The organism is Paenibacillus sp. G34 (assembly GCF_056856875.1).
This window is the reverse complement of the sequence record NZ_CM166469.1, coordinates 48,179-70,252: the sequence shown is the minus strand read 5'-3', so window position 1 is coordinate 70,252 and position 22,074 is coordinate 48,179. Positions and strand designations below refer to the sequence as shown.

At 48.3% G+C, this 22,074-nt stretch carries 20 protein-coding genes; all 20 read right to left on the bottom strand.

Going from position 1 to position 22,074, the window contains the following annotated elements; genetic code table 11:
• The 20 genes from hslO to spoVT all read right to left on the bottom strand — a co-directional run bounded on the left by hslO (position 1) and on the right by spoVT (position 22,036).
• The gene (gene hslO, locus AC1VYS_RS00315) at positions 1-918 is read right to left on the bottom strand and encodes an Hsp33 family molecular chaperone HslO (RefSeq protein WP_482912568.1); all 918 of its coding nucleotides are present in this window, start codon (positions 916-918) and stop codon (positions 1-3) included.
• A gap of 77 nt (positions 919-995) precedes the next feature.
• Positions 996-1,766, bottom strand: a complete 771-nt coding sequence (locus tag AC1VYS_RS00310; protein WP_482912567.1) for a type III pantothenate kinase — start codon at positions 1,764-1,766, stop codon at positions 996-998.
• A gap of 6 nt (positions 1,767-1,772) precedes the next feature.
• Positions 1,773-2,639 carry a carboxylating nicotinate-nucleotide diphosphorylase gene (gene nadC / locus AC1VYS_RS00305; RefSeq protein ID WP_482912566.1) on the bottom strand — a complete coding sequence of 289 codons (867 nt, stop codon included), beginning with the start codon at positions 2,637-2,639 and terminating at the stop codon, positions 1,773-1,775.
• Positions 2,636-4,273: an L-aspartate oxidase gene (gene nadB / locus AC1VYS_RS00300; protein WP_482914872.1), complete on the bottom strand. Its 1,638-nt coding sequence runs from the start codon at positions 4,271-4,273 to the stop codon at positions 2,636-2,638. Before nadB ends, nadC begins: the two co-directional genes overlap by 4 nt.
• A gap of 35 nt (positions 4,274-4,308) precedes the next feature.
• Positions 4,309-5,247 carry a quinolinate synthase NadA gene (nadA, locus tag AC1VYS_RS00295; protein ID WP_482912565.1) on the bottom strand — a complete coding sequence of 313 codons (939 nt, stop codon included), beginning with the start codon at positions 5,245-5,247 and terminating at the stop codon, positions 4,309-4,311.
• Positions 5,248-5,544: 297 nt separating this feature from the next.
• Positions 5,545-7,590, bottom strand: a complete 2,046-nt coding sequence (ftsH, locus tag AC1VYS_RS00290; protein WP_482912564.1) for an ATP-dependent zinc metalloprotease FtsH — start codon at positions 7,588-7,590, stop codon at positions 5,545-5,547.
• A 100-nt stretch (positions 7,591-7,690) separates the two neighbouring features.
• The gene (gene hpt, locus AC1VYS_RS00285) at positions 7,691-8,230 is read right to left on the bottom strand and encodes a hypoxanthine phosphoribosyltransferase (protein WP_482912563.1); all 540 of its coding nucleotides are present in this window, start codon (positions 8,228-8,230) and stop codon (positions 7,691-7,693) included.
• A 52-nt stretch (positions 8,231-8,282) separates the two neighbouring features.
• Positions 8,283-9,722: a tRNA lysidine(34) synthetase TilS gene (gene tilS / locus AC1VYS_RS00280; protein WP_482912562.1), complete on the bottom strand. Its 1,440-nt coding sequence runs from the start codon at positions 9,720-9,722 to the stop codon at positions 8,283-8,285.
• A 50-nt stretch (positions 9,723-9,772) separates the two neighbouring features.
• Positions 9,773-10,720 carry a protein kinase domain-containing protein gene (locus AC1VYS_RS00275; protein ID WP_482912561.1) on the bottom strand — a complete coding sequence of 316 codons (948 nt, stop codon included), beginning with the start codon at positions 10,718-10,720 and terminating at the stop codon, positions 9,773-9,775.
• Positions 10,704-11,456: a VWA domain-containing protein gene (locus tag AC1VYS_RS00270; protein ID WP_482912560.1), complete on the bottom strand. Its 753-nt coding sequence runs from the start codon at positions 11,454-11,456 to the stop codon at positions 10,704-10,706. Before AC1VYS_RS00270 ends, AC1VYS_RS00275 begins: the two co-directional genes overlap by 17 nt.
• Before the next feature lie 127 nt (positions 11,457-11,583).
• Positions 11,584-14,091: a stage II sporulation protein E gene (gene spoIIE / locus AC1VYS_RS00265; protein WP_482912559.1), complete on the bottom strand. Its 2,508-nt coding sequence runs from the start codon at positions 14,089-14,091 to the stop codon at positions 11,584-11,586.
• Positions 14,092-14,589: 498 nt separating this feature from the next.
• Positions 14,590-15,117 carry a S1 domain-containing RNA-binding protein gene (locus AC1VYS_RS00260; protein ID WP_090924622.1) on the bottom strand — a complete coding sequence of 176 codons (528 nt, stop codon included), beginning with the start codon at positions 15,115-15,117 and terminating at the stop codon, positions 14,590-14,592.
• Between the two features lie 198 nt (positions 15,118-15,315).
• On the bottom strand, positions 15,316-15,651 hold the full coding sequence (locus tag AC1VYS_RS00255; RefSeq protein ID WP_482912558.1) for an FtsB family cell division protein: 336 nt from the start codon (positions 15,649-15,651) through the stop codon (positions 15,316-15,318).
• On the bottom strand, positions 15,644-16,237 hold the full coding sequence (gene yabQ / locus AC1VYS_RS00250) for a spore cortex biosynthesis protein YabQ (protein WP_482912557.1): 594 nt from the start codon (positions 16,235-16,237) through the stop codon (positions 15,644-15,646). The genes AC1VYS_RS00255 and yabQ overlap by 8 nt, the downstream gene beginning before the upstream one ends.
• The gene (gene yabP / locus AC1VYS_RS00245; RefSeq protein WP_441930342.1) at positions 16,234-16,518 is read right to left on the bottom strand and encodes a sporulation protein YabP; all 285 of its coding nucleotides are present in this window, start codon (positions 16,516-16,518) and stop codon (positions 16,234-16,236) included. Before yabP ends, yabQ begins: the two co-directional genes overlap by 4 nt.
• A gap of 180 nt (positions 16,519-16,698) precedes the next feature.
• Positions 16,699-16,977 carry an RNA-binding S4 domain-containing protein gene (locus AC1VYS_RS00240; protein WP_090924618.1) on the bottom strand — a complete coding sequence of 93 codons (279 nt, stop codon included), beginning with the start codon at positions 16,975-16,977 and terminating at the stop codon, positions 16,699-16,701.
• Positions 16,977-17,249 carry an HU family DNA-binding protein gene (locus tag AC1VYS_RS00235; RefSeq protein WP_090924617.1) on the bottom strand — a complete coding sequence of 91 codons (273 nt, stop codon included), beginning with the start codon at positions 17,247-17,249 and terminating at the stop codon, positions 16,977-16,979. The genes AC1VYS_RS00240 and AC1VYS_RS00235 overlap by 1 nt, the downstream gene beginning before the upstream one ends.
• Before the next feature lie 304 nt (positions 17,250-17,553).
• Entirely contained in the window at positions 17,554-19,047 is a 1,494-nt protein-coding gene (gene yabN, locus AC1VYS_RS00230) for a bifunctional methyltransferase/pyrophosphohydrolase YabN (protein WP_482912556.1), read from the bottom strand.
• A 306-nt stretch (positions 19,048-19,353) separates the two neighbouring features.
• Positions 19,354-21,192 (bottom strand): putative polysaccharide biosynthesis protein, encoded by a 1,839-nt coding sequence (locus AC1VYS_RS00225; RefSeq protein WP_482912555.1) that lies wholly within the window; start codon positions 21,190-21,192, stop codon positions 19,354-19,356.
• A gap of 301 nt (positions 21,193-21,493) precedes the next feature.
• The gene (gene spoVT / locus AC1VYS_RS00220; RefSeq protein WP_090924614.1) at positions 21,494-22,036 is read right to left on the bottom strand and encodes a stage V sporulation protein T; all 543 of its coding nucleotides are present in this window, start codon (positions 22,034-22,036) and stop codon (positions 21,494-21,496) included.
• Between the last annotated feature and the right edge of the window lie 38 nt (positions 22,037-22,074).

Genomic DNA, 22,074 nt, shown 5'->3' with positions numbered 1-22,074 from the left:
TCAGTTCTTGGCTTGTTCTAGGATGGCTTCTAGTTGCTCTTTGTCAAAATCATACGCTTCATTGCAGAATTGGCAGACCACTTCAGCCTGGCCTTCTTCTTCAATTAACTGCTCCAGCTCGGACTGACCGAGACTGATTAAGGTTTGTTCCAGACGCTCACGAGAACAACTGCAGCTAAAAATAATATCCAATTCACCCATAACCTGTACATCCGGCAGAAGACGGCGCAACAATTCTTCCAGCTCCAGCCCCTCATTCAACAAGGTTGTCACCGGAGGCAAGGCACCAATAGCATTCTCGATTTCTGTAATTTCCGGGTCAGTGAGGCCTGGGAGCAACTGTATTATAAATCCACCCGAGACGATAACCGAGTTATCCGTATCGACCAGAACACCCACTCCAACAGCGGAAGGTGTCTGTTCTGACTGAGCGAAATAATACGTAAAGTCTTCGCCCAGTTCGCCCGAAATAATCGGAATGCTGCCACGATACGGGTCTTTTAGTCCCAGATCCTTTGTGATATTAATGAAACCTTCTGTGCCGACAGCGCCAGCTACATCCAATTTACCAAAACGATTGCTTGGCAGATGTACATGCGGATTGGATACATAACCACGCACCTCACCTCTCGCATTGGCGTCGGCTACGATCTGGCCTATTGGGCCATCTCCATTCACTTGTATGGTCAGTTTCTCATCACCTTTAAGCATCGCACCCATAATGGCTGCTGTCGTTACTGTACGCCCCATAGCTGCTGTAGCCGTGGGAAACGTATCATGTCTTCTGCGCAATTCTTCTACCAGTTCTGTGGTTTGAACGGCAAATGCTCTTACCTTTCCATTCATCGCTGTACCACGGATCAACCGGTCCTGTTTGTTGTTGTTTTCCAAGTCATTCAGCCTCCTTTGGCGTGTCATTTTAATATCCTAACAGAAAAAAACGGCTCAACATTTAAGCTGTAATCCCAGCCTGCTGTATGCCGCCCCTTGTATGTCTATCTTTCCCGGTTCCGCTCATAGATGACACGCAGCCCCTCAAGCGTAAGCAACGGATCGACTTTCTCAATGCTTCGAGTCTCTTCTGCAATCAGAGCAGCAAGGCCTCCCGTAGCGATGACCATAGGCTCGGCTTTCATCTCTTCGCGAATTCGTTTTACGATGCCGTCCACTTGCCCAGCGTATCCATAGATGATGCCCGATTGCATAGCATGCACGGTATTGCGCCCAATAACCTTCTTTGGCTTCTCCAGCTCAATTCGCGGTAGCTTCGCTGCCCGCTCGTAAAGCGCTTCGGTAGCAATGTGAATGCCAGGTACAATTGCGCCTCCCAGGTAATGGCCCTTCTCATCAATACAATCAAACGTTGTAGCTGTACCAAAATCAACAACCACCAGGGGTCCGCCGTATTTCTCTACGGCCGCTACAGCATTTACGATCCGATCCGCTCCAACTTCGCGCGGATTCTCATAGCGCAGATTTAGGCCGGTTTTAATTCCCGGCCCAACAAGCAGAGGTTTTTTGCCCACGTATTTGACACACATCGTCTCAATAACATTCACCAGCGGTGGAACCACGGATGAAATAATAACTCCCTCAATGTCGCGAGCCGAGATACCGGACATATGAAATAAATTATAAATCAATACGCCGTATTCATCCACTGTGGACTGACGAGATGTACTCAGACGAAAATGGTGCAACAGTTCACGGCCCTGGTATACCCCGAGCACAATGTTACTGTTACCCACGTCTACGACTAAAATCAAAGAGGTTCACCCCTCTTTCTTTTCATTTAAATCCAGGCTGATATCCAAGCTCTCAAAAGAATAGGTTAACCTGCCAACCGAAATTACATCCACACCCGTTTCTGCAATTCCACGAATGGTTTCGAGAGACACGTTGCCAGATGCTTCTACCTTCACATGGGGAGCTTGTTCACGAATCAGGACGATCGCTTCTCGCATCTGATCAGGCCGCATGTTATCCAGCATAATGATATCTGCACCAGCTTGCAAGGCTTCCTGCACCTGGGTTAGGTTTTCCGTCTCGACTTCGATTGTCATCGTATGCGGTATAATGGCTCTTGCACGCTGTACAGCCTCGGTAATGCTTCCTGCCCCTTTAATATGATTGTCTTTGATCATAACGGCATCATACAGGCCAAACCGGTGATTCGCACCACCACCAACACGTACAGCATACTTCTCCAGCAAGCGGTGACCTGGCGTTGTTTTGCGTGTATCAACAAGTCTGGTGTTCAATCCCTGAAGGGCCTCCACGTAGGAACGTGTACGTGTAGCGACACCCGACATGCGCTGTAACAGATTAAGTGCCAAGCGTTCCCCTGTAAGCAGAGAGTGAGTATTCCCTTCGACTTCTGCCAAAATAGTGCCAGGAGTGACTGTATCACCGTCTTTTACTTTTGCCATATAACGAAGCTCCGGATCTACGACTTGAAATACAAGCTCTGCAATTGTTATGCCCGCAATGACCCCCTGATCTTTAGCATGGATTACGGCTTTAGATTCACTTCCTGCCGGAATGGTCACATTGGTTGTGACATCTCCCGCACCTACATCCTCGCGCAGCCAGCCTTTGATCGTCTCAATTAGTTCCTCATTATATCCGTTCAGTATCATGACATCCATTCCTCCACAATCGCTTGTTCTCGCTGCTGCAGACTATGCTTCTGCCATATTACATCGTCCCGTGCAGGGAAGTCCTCACGGTAATGTGCTCCTCGGCTTTCCTCACGGTGCAGCGCTCCGCTGGTGACAAGCCACGCACATGTCAGAAGGTTCGCATACTCCAGTTCTTCTCTTTGGATAAGTCTCTGATCAAAAAAAGACAACTCCTGTTGCAATTTATCCATGGCCTGCTGCAGGTTCTTCCCGTTTCTTCGAAGTCCCACTTGACGAACCATCATCTTTTGCAGGCGTAAACGTCTTTCCGATACCGGCTTGGAATGTTGCTGTTCTTTTGCAAGGTTAATATTCTTATTCTCCTCACTCAGAGATTTCACATCTCTTCCAAGTGAATCTTCAAGTTCTGGCAACGAATGAATACGATCCACGATTCTGCGGCCAAATACAATCGCTTCAGATAAGGAATTGCTTGCTAGTCGATTCGCTCCATGTACACCGGTAGAGGATACCTCACCGCAAGCAAATAAACGGGCGATACTGCTCTCACCACTCAAATCCGTCTTTACTCCACCCATCATGTAATGAGCAGCAGGTGCAACCGGAATCCAATCTGTGGTCATGTCGAGGCCATAGCGCATACAGGTTTCATAAATAGTAGGAAAACGATGCTTCACCATCTCCGGTTGCTCATGGGTAATATCGAGATAAACAAAGGTACTGTTTGTCAGTTCCATCTCACTTACAATTGCTCTAGCTACAATATCACGCGGCGCCAGTTCGAGCTGGGCATGATATTTCTCCATGAAACTCTCACCCTTCACATTGCGAAGGTAAGCCCCTTCCCCGCGTACTGCTTCCGACACCAGGAAGCGTGGAGCCCCTGGGTAACATAAGGATGTCGGGTGAAACTGGATAAATTCCATATCCCGAACTATAGCCCCCGCACGGTATGCCATAGCTACCCCATCAGCTGTAGCCACATCAGGATTCGTTGTATAGCGATACAACTGCCCTGCACCACCAGAGCAAAGTACCGTTGCTTTCGCTTTGACAAATACTTTGGAGCCGTCATCTTTCAGAACCAGAGCACCGATACATTCTCCGCGATCCGTGATGAGATCAATGACAAAATGTTCATCCCAGACGTCGATGCCAGGATGTTCGTGCACCTCTACAGCGAGTGCTCTTACGATCTCATATCCTGTTGCATCTCCGTTGGCATGTAAAATACGGCGGTGGCTGTGCGCACCTTCCTGCGTCAACGCCAACTCGCCGTTCTCCAGGTCAAACAATGTCCCCAGCCGGATCAGCTCTCTGACACCGTCCGGCCCCTCGTTTACCAATACTTCAACGGCCTCGGATCGGCATAAGCCCGCTCCCGCAACAAGGGTGTCTTGCAAGTGGTATGCCGGCGAATCATCTTCAGCAATAACGGCCGCAATCCCCCCCTGCGCATATCTGGTATTACTCTCAAGCAAAGACTTCTTCGTAATCATCAGTACCCGATGCTGCTCACTGGCCTTAATGGCCGTGAACAGACCGGCAATGCCTGACCCAATTACCAGTACATCTGTCTCCACCATCGGCAGCGCAGAGAGATCAAAATCATCTATATATTGCGGTATCATCGTATTCACCTGTCTCGGAGCAAGAGTAACGCATGTTACTTCACCAGTAACATGCGCTCTAGTGATTCTCTGGCTTTATCAGCAACAGCCGGTGGGACATATATCTGCGGTTTCATCGTTTCCAGACATTTGACTAGCTTCTTCAGGTTGTTGACCTTCATGTTTGGACATACCAGGAACTTGGTTGCAAAATGGAACTGTTTATCCGGACTGTCGAGGCGAAGCTGATATCCTGTGCCATCTTCCGTGCCAACAATGAATTCCTTAGTGGACGATTTCTTGCAATACTCCAGAATGGCTGTCGTACTACCTACAAAGTCACCCATCTCTACAACCTCAGGACGACACTCCGGGTGTACAACAAACTCAGCATTCGGATATTTAGCCTTCATTTCAACGACATCTTTGACGGTCAGCATATCATGCGTGTTACAGTAACCTTCCCAGATAATCATTTTTTTGTCTGTATGCTGCTGCACATAATGCCCCAGGTTTTTATCCGGTACCCAGATGATCTCCTCGGAGTCTACAGACTGGATTACACGAACAGCGTTAGCAGATGTACAACAAATATCTGTTTCTGCTTTGATCTCAGCCGAGGAATTAATGTATGTTACGACTTTGGCATTTGGATGCTGTGCCTTGAGTTTACGTAATCCATCCACGTTCACCATATCGGCCATCGGGCATCCCGCACGTTCATCAGGAATCAGCACCGTTTTGTTCGGAGCAAGAATCTTAGCGCTTTCACCCATAAAATGAACACCACAGAATACGATCACATTTGCATCTGTCTGCGCTGCTTTCTGGGCCAGTAGGAAAGAGTCCCCACGGAAATCTGCGACTTCCTGTACCTCGTCACGTTGATAGTAATGAGCCAAAATAATAGCATTGCGTTCCTTCTTAAGTTCCATCAGCCGCTCACGCAACTCACGATTCATCTCAGCCTTGCGCTCTAAAGCCAGAGCTTCCACTTGTGATCCTCTCCTTATCGGGACAGCGCCTGGCGCTGTTTCATAGGGTTAATCTAAGTCGTTATGTTCGCTGGTGAAACGAATCACAAGCGGTTTAACAACTAATGTACACAACGTTCACGACTCTGTCAATAAATGAAAAAAGGCAGGATATCCGCCCTTATCCCCCTCATACTGTCCGGTTCGCCATCTAGCTCGTGATTATCTATTCCTCCACCAAATGAATAATTATTGCAAAAAAAGAGAGCCACAAGGGCTCTCTTTTCATTCCGGTAGTATTACCAGACATGTAACCTATTAAGATGTCGGCTTCGAGCCACCATCATTCGGATCATTGCTGCCCTTATCCAGGTCAGGAGCTTCATTCGGGATATCTCCAACCGGTGGCTCAGATGTTTCATCTTTACCCTGAATGCGTACGCGAACATCGCCGATGTTATCAACGATTGGCTCACCGCCTTCATTTGGCGTACCTTCTCCCGAATTGTCATCGCCATCTACTTTTGGTGTCAAGGAACCTGTTTCGATCAATTGCTTGATCTGATCCATTTCGAGCGTCTCCACCTCAAGCAGTGTTTCAGCAATCAGATGCATCTCTCTCGTATGTTTTGTAAGGAGAGCTTTACATTTTTCATAACAGTCGTTAATAAAACGCTGCATCTCTTGGTCAATCTCATATGCGATCGAATCCGAGTAGTTCTGTTCGTGACCGATATCCCGTCCAAGGAATACCTGTCCTTGCGAACTTCCGAACTGCATTGGACCCAGTTTTTCACTCATACCGTATTCCATAACCATGCTACGCACGATACCTGTCGCTTGCTGGAAGTCACTGTATGCACCGGTACCAATCTCACCGATGAACAATTCCTCCGCCACGCGACCACCAAGGAGTCCAGTTACTTTATCCAGCAGTTCCTGTTTGGTAACGAGCATACGATCTTCTTTTGGCAACATGATTACATATCCACCCGCACGTCCGCGCGGAATGATGGTCACTTTATGTACCATATCAGCATGTTCCAGGAAGTATCCTACAATGGTATGGCCTGCTTCGTGATAAGCGACTATACGTTTCTCGCGATCACTGATGACACGGCTTTTCTTCTCCGTACCCACGATAACACGGTCAATCGCCTCATCCACTTCACGCATGGAAATATCTTTTCTGTTACGACGCGCCGCAAGCAATGCCGCTTCGTTCAGTAAGTTCTCCAGGTCTGCACCAGAAAAACCTGTTGTACGCTTCGCAATAATGTCCAGTCTCACATCTTTCGTGAGTGGTTTATTACGAGAGTGTACTTTCAGAACAGCTTCACGGCCCTTAACGTCTGGACGATCCACTGTGATCTGACGGTCAAAACGACCTGGACGCAACAACGCAGGATCGAGAATATCTGCACGGTTTGTTGCAGCAACGATGATAATACCTTCGTTTGCACCGAATCCGTCCATCTCGACGAGCAACTGGTTGAGGGTTTGTTCACGTTCATCGTGACCGCCGCCCAGACCAGCACCACGCTGACGACCCACTGCATCAATCTCATCAATAAAGATGATACATGGTGCATTTTTCTTCGCATTTTCGAACAAATCACGGACACGTGACGCACCGACACCGACAAACATTTCGACGAAGTCAGAACCTGAAATGCTGAAGAATGGTACTCCCGCTTCACCGGCTACGGCACGAGCGAGCAATGTTTTACCTGTACCCGGAGGACCTACAAGCAATACGCCCTTCGGAATACGTGCACCAACCGCTGCGAATTTCCGAGGGTCCTTGAGGAAGTCTACGACTTCAACAAGCTCTTGTTTCTCCTCGTCTGCACCCGCAACATCTTCGAATGTAACCCGCTTCTTCTCTTCATTGTAGAGACGAGCGCGGCTTTTACCAAAGTTCATTACTTTACCACCGCCGCCTTGAGCCTGATTAAACAGGAAGAAGAACAGCAGGAACATAATGATCAAAGGAATAAAGGAGGTCAGCAGTGTCAACCAGATGCTGTCACCTTTCATTGGTTCCTGGTGATATTCAAATTTGTTAGCTTCACTTGCAGCTACAAGTTCGGTAATTGCCTCATCCGTAGGAGGAATATACGTTGAGAAATTTTCTGATTTGGCCCCATCAGGTGCCTGTTTGTATCGGCCGGTCACGAGATATGTCTGACCGTTGAATTGAACAGTCACTTCGGCAATATTATTGGCTTTAACCTCAGCACGAAACTGATCATATCTAGGGTTTTCTATAACATCGTTTCCATCTGTGATAAATCTAACTAAACCCACCACAACTAAAAAAAGAATCAAATAAAAACCAGAATTCCGGATGAACCGATTCATCCCCTACCTCCTCTCGAGACACTTTAATTATTTTAACATAGCCCGACATGGCTTCTCAATAGAAGCCAAGAACAGCTCAAGGCTTGGGCCTTGCAGGATATCAGTTCGTGTAGATTTCCGGTTTGAGAATCCCGATATAAGGCAGATTCCGGTATTGTTCCGCATAATCCAAACCGTATCCCACGATAAATGCGTCAGGGATGTCAAAGCCAGTGTAATGGGCTTCCAATTCCACTTTACGGCCAGATGGTTTATCGAACAGCGTAACCACACGTACCGTTTCAGCACCGCGGTTTTCCAAAAGTTCAATCAAATAGCTGAGGGTAAGTCCACTGTCGATAATATCTTCGACAATCAGAACTTCACGTCCTTCAACCGAAACATCCAGATCCTTGATGATTTTGACAACACCGGATGACTTGGTAGACGCACCATAACTGGATACGGCCATAAAATCCATCTCAACCGGTACCGTTATGTTTTTAACCAAATCAGCCATAAATATAAACGCACCTTTGAGCACGCAAATGACCAAAGGATTCCGGTTAGCATAATCGGCACTTAGTGTTGCGCCTAATTCCTTAACTTTACTCTGAATTTCTTCTTCACTGATCAATACTTCCTGAATGTCGTTCTGCAACTGTGCGAACCTCCTAAGTTATACTATGAAAGCCTTACCTGAACCATAACCACTACCCCTGAATCGCTGAATCGCCTACAGTCATGTACAGGATTGCGGAAGTACTCTCCCTGACAGGGGCTACATCGGACCGGCGAACACCCGGTAACCAGATGACATTACCTGCTCCATCACACACCACAGGAATACGTGGTCTGACAGAGGGGGGAATTTTCTCGTCGATGAAAATATTTTTCACCTTTTTGCTTCCGTTTAATCCCATTACTTTCATGGTATCTCCAGGTAACCGTGAACGTACAACCAGCGGCATCTGAAGCCCATCCGCATCGAACGCGGCTTGATCTGCCGATTCCGGTACATGATAGTTCTCGGGACTCATCGGCACTAACCGAATATATCGGTCAATTTCGGTGAGTGAAAGCTCATAAGTTCCGCTCCATTGTGCAAGACGATACTCGTAAGATTGACCCTGTGCACCTGTCTGTTTGCCGAAAGAGATCAGACCATACTCCCGGGTACATACGAGTGTCTGTCCAATATCCAGGCTCCAGGTCGTCACTTCGGTCTCCATGACCTTGCGACGAATAGATTCGATACGGGTAAAGTCGACAAAATCACTGTCCAAAGGCAGATAATTCAATATTAGTTTAATCAACCTTCGTTGTAAAGCGACATGTAACTTCAAGAAGGAAGGCACCTCAAAGGTTTGCCTTCCGCCGTTCACCTGCACTAGACACCTGTATGTGTCATGAGTACTCTGCTCCATGAAATCGTCTTCGTCACCCACAATTTCGGCAAGTCGATTCAGTGACGGCGTGAGTTGTCCATTATATTGCCCCAAAAAAGGAAGCACATCCAAACGAATCGCATTACGCCGATATTTGCGTTGGTCGTTGCTCTCATCATGAAAATAAGTAAAACCCTTTGTATTACAAGCTTCTACAAGGTCTGTCTTGTTTATACGAAGGCATGGACGGATAAGTTCCACATTTTTTTCACGACGTTTGAACTTCATACCTGCCAGCCCCGAAAGCCCGCTGCCTCGTAACAAATGGAGCATGACCGTCTCGGCCTGATCATCGGCATGATGTGCCAAAGCAATGCTGGCTGCCCCATATTTATCAGCAACTTCATGCAAAAAGGCATAACGCCGGTTACGCGCTGCCTCCTGTGGACCTTGGCCAGTCTGCTTCATATAGGAAGGTATATCAGCTTTTACCCATTCAAATGCAAGGTCAAGCTGACGTGCCAGATCCATCATCTGACGGGCTTCTTCATCCGACTCGGCCCGAAATCCATGATGCACATGGGCACAGATCAATTCAAGCGGTACATGCTGCTTGCTGATCTGATGCATGATATGCAAAAAAGCTACCGAATCCGGCCCGCCTGATACAGCGACGATAATCCGGTCTCCGGGAACCCATAACCGATGCTCTTCCGCTGCATCCAGTACGTTATTCACCAGTGTGTCCCAGCGTAAAGCTTCCATACCTGTTCCTCATTCCTTGCGTTATGTATATGCACCCTCAAGATCCAAGATCAAAAACGTAGTGCATAGATAAGTACACCGATAAGTAAAATGACCGATAAAGCAAATGCATTTTTTAGCCATCGCGGTGTGCTTCTTCTGGAACGGCGGCCCACCTTTGTAGGACGTGCCATCAATTCCTTCCACGATTTTGCAGCATGGTCCGCATTCTTGAATCGTCCCTGAAGCGCCTCAATGATCCATCCACGAAAAGGGGATAACCGTTCACTTTTTTCCACAAGTAACACGAGTTGATTCACATTTCGCAATTGCGGAAGTCCGTCTGCAGCCAAAGAATTCAGTGCGTCTGCTTCCAAAATATGAATCATCAGCAGCGCGTAAGCGAACACATCATATGTAGCATCTGCAGTTCGGCTGCCTGCATTCCAAAATCCCCGGTCATACCATTCCGTGAACTGTTTGACACTGCGCCCAATGGACGTAACTCCACCATAATCAATCAGTTCGACATGTCCATAATCAGACACGAGTACATTCTGAGGTTTGAGATCACCAAATACCCAGCCTGCCTGGTGTAATTGAGCGAGTCTCTGCAGCAGTCTTAATCCGACCAGCAGTGTCCAGTCCGTTCCCTGACGGCGAATGAAATGATGAAGAGCCTCACCCCGAACGTAGCGCATCACGTAAAAAGGGATATCCCGGCCCCGAACGGCATAATCGTCCACATCTTTAAGATAGGAAGGAATGCCGCTCTGCCGAAGGGCTTCATGATTACGCTGTAACTGAAACGATTTGAGAACATTGATCTCGGATTGCAAATCAATCGGATCAAATCCCATCTTAAGCGCATAATGTTTGCCATTCTCGCCGCGCTGGACAAGGAAAACAACCCCATTGGCGCCTCTGCCCAGCAATTTTCGAATCGTATACCGACTTCGATTCCATTTCCCCGTAATCACGGTTCCTGGCGGGAAAGAGGCATCAGACAACGTTGTCACCGAGCATCCCTTCTCTTTCAATGCGATAGTTCCCTTCTATTTCCTGCTGTTCCTCCAGTGTACCATAACGGTAAAAATCAATCACCTTCTGAATTGCAGGACCTGTCGGCGTTGCCCCCTTTGTCTGCAACCGTCCGAACAGGGAACGAACACGCCCTGGGTCATCGGTCCAGTCAATGTCCATTACCGCATCCTCTCCGCTGTGGCGCCCTGGAAAATGAAATACAGATAGCCTGCTCTTGCCGACTCTTGCCTGTAAGCTTAACATCAAATCTCGAATCCCTTCTTCTACTGCTGCCAGCTTCGGTTTCATACTTGCACTGACATCAATCAGAAGCGTGACTTGCAGCGCAGCATTCTCCGTCAAATTATCGATCACTTCCACGACCTGCGAGCGCTGGGATGGCTCCAAATCAGTTACCGTTTTGGTGCCCTTCTCTCCCAAAATTTGTGTTAACTCTCTATTAACCGCCTGTTGGATGGTCTGAACCACTGTCTTTCTCGTCATCATCTGCATCGTATGGGCAAGCTGTCTTGTGCCAACGATCTGGCTGATTCCTCCGCCCGCATTCGCAATATCCTCAATCTCCCGGCTACCTAGCTCACCAATCGTACCATAATCAATTACGCCTACAACATTGACTGTAATACCCTCTTCGCGTGCCTCAGCTGCTGCCAGTACCGGGCTTACCCCCACATTGGAACAACCGTCGGTGATTAACAATATTTGTTTCATCCGCTATCCCTCCGTTTTTTTCGCACTCTCCAACTCTATGACTAGCATTGCCAGATTGAAGAGAGTTCAAACAGATTCGAAAGGGTTAGGCTATGGAACGAGTTAGATGATCATGACAACGGAGCACTTAACTTACGGTGCGAGGACGCTCCATACGATTGATCCCAGGCACACGTAGGGTCGCCCATTCGGGGCGATAATGCTCCACTTTGCCAACTACCACAGTCATGTCATCCAAAATCTCTTGTTGCTGGTAGCGAATCACACTTTCGAGCAAGCAGTCTGCCAGTTCCTGCGGATCATCCGTATGGATCTCCTGAATAAGGCGTTTCATCCATAACTCCTTGTTCACCGCATATCCTGGAGCATCATATATACCATCTGTCATCATGATCAAAATATCACCCGGCTGTAATTGAAGTGTTACCAAATCCACCTCAATATCTTTAATAATGCCAATCGGCAGATTACTGGCCGAAACCTGGATAACCTCCTGTCCACGTTTAATAAAGCTTGGTGTTGAGCCGATTTTCATAAAGGTTGTCTCTGCTGTATATTCATCAATGAGTGCCATATCCACTGTAGCGTACATTTCCTCTGGAGAACGCAGCATCAGTACAGAGTTGACTGATTTGATCGCTAGTTTCTCATCCATTCCCGATTGAAGCAGTTGCTCCAAAATATTCAGTGCAGCGCTGCTCTCCATACGAGCCCTTTCTCCGTTTCCCATCCCATCACTAAGCGCAACAGCAAAGGTACCATTGCCTAATTCCACCGTGCTGAAACTGTCCCCTGACATCACATCTCCTCCCTTGGCAGCAGCAGCCACACCTGTTGTGACCTCAAATGTCTTTGCTGAACCGAAGGTCACGGTTGCCAGTCCCTGCCTAGGGTCGGTCATCGTCTCATGCAAAACAGCAATATGCTCGTCCAGTACGTTAGAGATGAGCGGAGCGATCATTTTACGGCATTCATCGAATCCTCTGGTATAGGCATGTACAATCTCAATTTCTACATTGCCCGCTTCCAAATTAATAATCTCAATGGAATGAATGGACAGTCCAAGTGACTCCAGCGCATCTCGAATTTGTTCCTCCTGCTGTACCATCTCCTCACTTTCACGTTGAATTTCTTTGGCCAGGTCCTCCATCACCTGTGATACTCCGGACAATTGCTCGGCAACCAGATGCCTGCTATCCATAATCTGACGTTTCCATTGCATGTTATGCTGATGCAGACCATATTGGGCACGCATCACTTCAAATACCTCCTCCGGCTTGGCGCACACTCTGTTCCATTCCACCGGTATTTGTTTGCCGGACATCTCCGGGTTTGACTCAATGGAACTCATCACATCCGTCATATAACTGTACGTTTGAATAAACTTTGCATCCCAGCATTGCGCACGTTTGAAGCAGCCTGCGCACGTTCCCTCCGCAACCGCGTTCATGAAATGATCCATCCCGCCCTCTTTATGTACCGGTTCCCCCGTACCGGACATCTGGTCAAAGCTTCGGGATAACTGACGGAAAACCTGTGAGAATCGGGTAACCCGTTCCGCGGTAATATCTCGAATACGTTTTGCATACTCATGCTGGGATTTAGTATGATCCTGTGTACCCGGTACGTATTTGGAGATCGCCGTAAGCATACTCTTTGGTGTTAACATAAACAGCACAATGGCTGCGCACGTTTCCCACAAGGAATTCATCACGTCACTCGGGCCACCCAAGTAAATCGATAGAATAGATGAACCTAGCAACATCCCTAGGGCAACCCCCATACGTTTCCCCTCACGAAGCATACCTGCTAACATTCCGGCAAAAGCAAGCAAACTCATCTGATATACCGCCGACATGTCGGCCAGACTTAGAATCAAACCTGTGATCACACCAACCGATGCCCCCAGAGGGGCTCCGCCCACTAGTGCAAAAATCAGAATAAGGTAACGAGAAAGCATGTGCTCCACAGAAAGGGACTGAATCGTCCAACCCACCGCCCCGGTCATCACAGACGCCAGCAGAATGATCAGGCAAAGGATCTCCTCGTTCTTTAGGCTGAACTTTTTTTTGCGATACGTAAAAATCGGAATGGCCTGAATGAACACCAGGGTTAATACGAAACTTAGTACGGAGTCCATGGTGAGCATCATCATGGCATACCAACTGAACGAAGGCCCAATCACAACAGCAAACAATTTCACCATAAAAGTTGTCGTAAATACCATCGTTGGTGCATAAGATAATTCAGCACGGTCATAAGACTCCAGTCCTCGGAACAACAGATAGAAGATAGCGATCTCGGAGGCCACGATCAGTGAAACCGGAAACGGAGCAAACAAGCTTCCCGCGATCAGCGCCGCACCCACCGGAATAATGTAATCCCTGCGCATAAAAGCAATAACGGCGAAGTATGCAATGGCAAAAGGAGATAACTCGTTCAGGATCATCGCCTTCCCCAGTAAAAATCCCATAAAAGTAAGAAGCAATACCCACTTGCGCGATGCCACAGCCTGGACAGCCTTGCGGGAACCAAGCCACTGTTTCAGACGTGCCGACAGCTCCTCCCGAGCTGCTGCACCTCCTTTGCCTGCTTTCATCCCCGGAAATTGAATGACATTCCACTTCTCCATCATGCTCAAGGCACCCCATTCGATTAATTTGATTTCGTGTTTCATTCTCGATGGTTCTGATTATAGATAGATTAGAAGACGTAGTTTGTCAGAATAGCTGGACGAGCTTCAAAAAGTTTACGACAAAAGAAACCGCTGCGGCGCGATGGTGTGAAACCCTCGGCCTTATTGTAGTTTTCAGGATTTTCGAGCAGACTGAACAAGGGCAGCATGTCTGATTTTGAACGAGAAGTTATAGGGTGTCGCCATGATCTGAGCAGAATAACTGGGGAATGCCACGGAAACCTGTCGGTAAAAAATGGAAGACGACAAATGTTCTTATCCTTCCGTTGGACGTTGCAAATCGGGAAAGGATCGTGTCGTGCCTTACCTAAAAATCAATTCCTCTCCGATGTTTCGTCGAACTACGAAATTCATTGAATTATAGTAGGAATGCACAAAAAAACCGTTAGCCGATTGGCTAACGGTTTTACTTATATATTCATATCAGGTTGAAACAGATTACACACGCTTGGCGCCACGGCCACCGCGTTTGCCCTCTGTATTCTTCTTGAGCGAAGAGATCCGTTCTTCGCTATCTTTCAGGAAGCGTGACATTTTATCCTCAAATGAAGGTTTGCCTGCTGCGGGCTTGAAAGAACGGCCTCCGCGGTCACGGTTAAATCCACCGCCGCCACCACCACGACCTTGGCCACCACTTGGGCCTCCGCCGCTGAATCGTTCGCGATCTCCTCCACTGCGTTCCGGTCTAGGAGCTCTTGGGGGTCTGGATTGGGTTTGTTGCTCTACCGGTTTGTCAACAGCCTGTTTGATGGAAAGTCCGATCTTGCCGTCTTTGTCAACGTTGATAACCTTTACTGTAACTTGGTCATTCAGCTTCAGGTGGTCGTTGACATCTTTGACGTAATTGTCGGCGATTTCCGAGATGTGAACGAGACCCGTGACACCTCCTGACAGATCCACAAATGCTCCAAAATGCGTGATTCCTGTCACCTTGCCCTCTAACTTGGTGCCCACTTCAATTGCCATAGAATAAAATGATCCTCCCTTAAAAATATACAACCCGATTTTTTGAATGCCAAAATCATGCTGCGCTACTTGTAATTATACCTTATGCCATAAACCAAGGTCAACTGAGCACTAACCTATTGTAGAGCCTATTTTTTCCGTTTTACGCGCATAAGACTCATGGAAAACTAACCTTGCTAAGCAAAGGGCTGGATTCCATTAGTTCCCTGGACCTTCGACCTGAATTGGTGTTTCTTCAGGAAGATAGTATCCTTTTTTTCGTGCCAGCTGTCCTATGTATTCAGGGTCTTTCAACCGACTGACCTCATACTTCAGCTGCTCGAGCTGTTTCTGCGTATCCTGCTGCGAAATTTGCTGTGTGGCCAAATAAGCACTCTTGTCCGAAATTTGCGCGTTCTGTACCAGAAAAGTATACCCTGCCCAGATCGCAAATACAGCTACAAATGTCAACCAAAGCATCAGACGCCTTCGTACACCAGCAGACTTTCCCTGATTAGCGGGGCTCTTCTTGCTACCCACAGGTGTTCTACTCATTCCCCGGACGACCTCCTTGAAACCAGCGTTTCCATATCGCTGCAATTCTTGTACCCGCTTGGATCATCCACCCAGGCGTTACCCAATATCTCAGGAGCGGCCTAAACATCCAGCGGAACAGCTTGCCGAAAGGGATTAAACATTGCAGCACCAGCTTGCCCAGGAATAGCAGGATCGCCATGACGAAACCGATTAACACGCGAACCAATCTGTATATTCCCTTCGCTGGCACAACAATCAGGATGTTAAGGATATGTCCACACCACTGGATGAGTGTTCTTGCGAGTTTAATTAACATTACCACAAAACGCTGGGTTGTAACACTTAAAAGCCAAAAATAGAAGCAAACCCCGATAATCAGCCCCAAAAAGACATAAAACCGCAACTGTCCGTGGTTTCCGGCATACAGCATCCGAAAAACGAAGAGTGCGGAGGAGATCCAATACAACAAATCCAGTGTATGGATGCTCCATCTCGGGAATCGCAATTGCCCAGACAGTACCCGGTAACTGTCGTAAGCCACACCCATCACGACTCCCGATAACACCATCCAGGCCAGTGTGAGCCACTGCGTATCCAGAATCATCGGAACATCTTGCCAAACAGGCCTTTACTATTTTTGGATTGGGAACCGGGATCGAGATACTGAAGCGAACTAACCGTACCCTCAATAGATAAGAGACCTTCCTCCAGGCTCAGGTTTTTGATATGTAAATTGTGCCCCCGGATCGTCAGATGCCCAAGTTCGGTCTGAAGCAGAAACTCCTCGCTGTCAAAACTCTCTACATTCGAGACCCCTGTCAGATCCAGCAGTTTCCGATTTTGCATGTTCAGATGGTGCTGTTTGGCCTTTCCGTGCTCAACCATGGCATGTACCCCTCCTTCTTTAGTACCTAGCATATGGATGAGAAACTCGGATTAGAACTGCTGACTCACCGATCCTTTCAATTCCCTTTGGCACGTAACATAAAAAACGCCCACCCGTTACTGGGAGGACGCTTCATTCATACGATATAAACAAAATTAAACATCTTTATGGAAGTCCTGTTACCAGTCCATTCCGTTATCCTTGGCGATCGGCTCTTCCTTAACCAAGGTATAGAGGCTACTCGCCTCATCCTTCTTGGTACTCTCAGCAAGACGCTCCACCTTCACGGTAACAAGCTTCTGACCGAACTGAACCGTAAGCTCATCGCCTACTTTAACAGCAGCGCTGGGCTTGGCTTCCCGTCCGTTGACCAAGACACGTCCCTGTTCGGAAACGTCCTTGGCTACCGTACGGCGTTTGATCAGCCGAGATACCTTCAGGAATTTATCAAGACGCATTATTTTACAGCTTCTTTAAGTTTGTTACCTGCTTTGAACGCAGGAACAGTGGACTCAGGAATCACGATCTCATTCCCTGTTTGCGGGTTACGTCCCGTACGACCGGAACGTTTGCGGGTCTCAAAAGTGCCAAAGCCGATCAATTGTACTTTGTCTCCGCTAGCAAGTGCATCTGTAATTTCTCCTAAAAAGCCATTCAATACGGACTCGACATCTTTCTTTGTCAAACCGCTTTTGTTTGAAATGTTGTTGATCAGGTCTGTTTTGTTCATGTTAAAAGCCTCCCAAATTAAAGAAAAAGTATCTGCGAGCCTTGGTAGCCTTATCTTAACCAAGTCATATCTCGCACGGTTACTACACATGTATTCTGGCTTGCATGTTAAATTCCTGCCTTGACCTGCGACTTTTTTTAGCTTTTGTCGCTTTATCGCAGAGAATCGTCTAAGTCCAGTACCCGAAACGATGTCTCATTAAACACCAGACTTAAAATGAGGTTGAACACATGTTCGTATCATCATAACACACTGCCCACTCTGATGGAATAAGGTATTTGGATATTTTTACAATCAGAACAAATCAAAGCCCGGCTTTCTTCGCCTGTTGCCAGAATTGCTCCATCTCTTCTACCGTACTATCCGCAGGTGTCTTGCCCTGCTCACGTAACCGATCCTCGATATACTGAAATCTCGCGACAAACTTGCGGTTTGTCGCAGCAAGAGCTTCCTCCGGATCTGTATCAATAAAACGTGCTACATTCGCCGTGGCAAACAAAACATCACCCAGTTCCAGCTTGCGCGCTTCCGCATCATGTCCCTGCTGCACTGCTTCTCTTAATTCGGCCAGCTCTTCTTCAATCTTGCCGAAAACACCCTCCACATTATCCCAGTCAAAGCCGACTTTGGCTGCTTTCTTCTGGAGCTTGTACCCTTTCATCAATGCAGGCAAGTCACGCGGCACACCGTCCAATACTGAAGTCTTTTCCGCATTCTGACCTTTGCGTTTCTTCTCCTCTGCTTTCATCTGTTCCCAGTTTTGCAGGGCTTCATTCGCGTCTTCAGCCTGATTGTCGCCAAATACATGCGGATGACGGAAGATTAACTTGTCATTCAATCCCTCAATGACGTCATAAACGTTGAATGTGCCGATCTCTTCTTCCATCTGAGCGTGCAACATAATCTGCAGCAGCAGATCACCCAGTTCTTCTTTCATATGATCCGGGTCGTCCTCATCGATCGTTTCAATGACTTCGTACGTTTCTTCAATCAGATTTTTACGAATCGACTGATGTGTTTGCTCCTGATCCCATGGGCAACCGCCCGGACTGCGAAGAATATTCACGATCTCGTGCAAACGCGCGAAAGAGCGGCGGCGCAAAGCATCATCTGTATTTTTCGGCACATAGATCAGCGACAGATTGCCATAACCAGGAGTCCTATCCAGCTCATGCAGTGGTACCTTGTGGATGACTTCCTGACCTTGCACACCAAGTGCATGGCCCACAAACACCGGATAATCATCGGGATAAACTTCCATCAGGCACAGCTTCACATCCGAAGCCGTAAAACCATCGTAAACTTGCCCAATCAACGTATGTAACTGAGGCTGCACCAGTTCGGGATTCAGACTGCTGGCATCCAGTAGCTGGAAACCTTCAATGGGATCAAAACCGAGCCGGATAAAGGCTTCATCCAAGAAACTCTCTCCACCCATAACACGTAACGAGATGCCTTGCTGCGGACAGCGTTCCTTCAGTAATCTTACACTGGCTTCAGCTACCATTGGATGGCCCGGTACGGCATATACAATCTCGGTGCCTGCATCCCCGCTGCGAGCAGCCTCGATCAATTGGTTCGCGATCTCATCGTAAACCTCCGGGAAGGAGGATTTTGATTCATAGATGGCGTCAAACGACGTCATCTCTAGTCCCTCTTTCTGCAGATCATTCATTACCGGATGATCCAGTGTGCGTACATACAGAGTAGTCGCATGTTTCATTTTTTTAATAATACCTAATGTCAGTTGGTCTGCATCCCCAGATCCAAGACCTACCACTGTCAAAGCTGCACTCATATCGCTTAAACCTCCATCCGAACCATCCTGCTATTCCGGCTGCCCACTTAACATAACATATCTGTGTCCATAAGCATCTTACATCTCGCCTTAACAGGATGGCACTCAATAATTAAACGTATTATACCAGAATCTGTCGATATCCTATAATCGCATCTGTCTAGCTGTTTCATGCTGCTCATGTCTACTAGTCATTAAACAACCCATACGATCCTCAGGTTTATAGTGAGATGAGAAGATACCACAAGGCGCGCAACGGCACCTTAAGCAGGTGTAGCAGGTGTATACCATTAGCGCCGGATTTGGCTAGCGCAGTACACGCAGTCTGCGCAGCAGCTTGGCCAGACGCGGCCCCAGCTTCGGCAAGGCCGACAACTCTGCTGCGGTCAGAAGCCCTGTCCGGGCCGCGGCCAGCACAAACATGGCTGCACCTGCGGCTATGCCCAGCAGGCTCACGCCCATCGCAGCCAGCCGATGCGTGGCTGCGATGCCCAAGCCGCCGAGTATCACTTCGGCGGCCCAGGCCATGCCTAGCGCCGCCAGACTCATGGCGGCGACCACCAGCGCCGGCTTCGCCAGGACGGCGCCAGGGGTAGGGCGCATGGCGGTGAGCCGCGCCAGCAGCGCCACATTCAGGCCAGCCGCCAGCATATAGGCGGCTGCACCTGCAAGCGCCGCGCCGCTAATGCCCAGCGCCGGCACAAGCATGACGTTCAGCAGCACCTTGACGCCTGCAGCGGCCAGCATGCTGAACGCGGGAGCGCGCACGGCGCCGATGCCTTGCAGCAGCGCCGCCGCAATAATGCTGACGGTGCTGCCCGCTGCCGTCAGCGCCATGTACCGCAATGCTTCGGTGCCTGCGGCATCCCCGTACAGCATGCGGTTAATCGGATCTGCCAGCACCGCAAGACCTGCGGATGCTGCCAGACCGATGAGCCAGAACCAGCGCAGCGCCATCCCTGCTTGCTGCCTGACGGCTTCTGGCCCGCCCTTCAGGCGCGCTTCGGCCATCGCCGGGATAAACAGCACCGAGAGTGACGTGGCAAGCATCGTCACCAGCTGCACCAGCGGCAATCCACGGTTGTAAATGCCGAAGGATACCATGGTTTGCAACTCATCCAGCCCTTGGCCGCGCAGCAGCCGTGGAACCGTGAAGGTATCCACCAGATTCATCAGGGGTACGGCGAGTGACCCCAGACAAACCGGAATGGCATAGATTAGCAAAATGCGTATCCACGCTGTGTTCGAGCGTCTGGTCTCCCGAGCTTGTACCTTTCCTTCCACTGGAGCAACATCATGTGCTACTACTACTCCAGCATTCGCCCTTGGCTTGTTTTCCAAGTCTTGGGAAGCATCTGCGGACTGTCTAATCTGATTAATATTCCTTAGCCGCTCCACTTCTGCATCTAACGCCTCACCATATACCTGCTCGCCCTTGTTCTCTTGATCTTGTGCACCCAAAGCCTTATCATCCACCGGATGCTCTGTCCGCTCTTTCCGGCGATGTCGGTATACAAATCCCAGCATTACGGCAAGCCCCGCGCAACCTCCTGCCACCGAACCTAACATTGCCCCTGCGGCAACATTCTCAAGTGAAGCCTCCTGACGAATTAACCACAATAACACCACAATCATGACCGTGACCCGTACCATCTGCTCTACTACCTGAGAGAGAGCTGTGGGCACCATCTGCTGCATTCCCTGAAAATATCCGCGCAAACCTGTCATCACTGGTACACATAACAAGGCTAAAGAGGCAGCATGGATCGAAGGAATGACGTGCTGATTACCAATCAGATCTGCGATCCACGATGCGCTCACATACATTACCATAGCTGTGAGCAGTCCAAGGCCTCCGAGTAGAATCGATGATAATCGTATAATTCTACGGCTCTCGTCAGGTCTTCCGAGGGCATGCTGTTCTGCTACAAATTTGGAGACGGCTAGCGGAAGCCCCGCCGCAGCCAGCGTAATAATGAGCATATATAACGGATAGACCGTGTTGTAGATACCAAAAACACCGTCTCCCCCTAGATTCTGAAGTGGAATCTTTTGAAAAGCACCAATGATTTTAGAGATAATGGCGGCAAGACCAAGGATAAACGCCCCTTGTAATAGCCTTGTACCTGAAGATGGTTGTTTCATAAGTCTGTGGTTCCTCCTATGTGTACCTTGGCATTCAAATAAAGCAAAAGCTCCCTTTGCTATTATACCTGCCAGAAGGCACACAATACGAACATCCTTTGAGCCAGCCACAACCTGTGATCAGATCAAAACCTCTAGCCTCCCCCCATCTATGAAGGTGAAATATTTTTTGGGGATAACCGCTACTCTCCAGGTTATTCTGTCATCGGAGTACTTGTGTAAACACTTATAGTTCAACTTATATGTAAAAAGCAAAAACTCCCGTATGCCCGGTTCAGGCTCACAGGAGTCCATCTGCTGTCTATTGTTCCATTTGTTTGCCGAGGAATCCTGCAGCCGTCTCAGCCATTTTAGTTTCCATCTGAGACATCTTCACGGATTCATCTTTGTTAAACAGGATAACGGTTCCGATGGGATCACCACCAGAGATAATTGGCGCGATAACAAAAGAGGATAACGTCTCGTCATGATCTTTGCTAAGCTCATAAGTACCATTGGTTGCTTCCATAATGGTCTTACGGTTTTCCATGCAACTCTCCACTAGGCTTCCAACCTGTTTATCCAAATACTCTTTCTTGGAACCGCCTGCCACCGTGATAATGGTATCCCGGTCAGAGATCATTGTAACGTGCCCTGTACTCTCATACAGTGATTCCGCATATTCTTTGGCAAAGTCGCCAAGTTCACCAATAGGCGAATATTTTTTAAGAATAACTTCTCCATCACGATCCACAAAAATTTCAAGAGGATCTCCCTCACGAATACGTAACGTACGACGGATTTCTTTAGGAATGACCACACGACCCAGGTCATCTATACGGCGGACAATACCAGTAGCTTTCATTTACATGTTGCCCCACTTTCTCGAGAAGATTTTTCAAC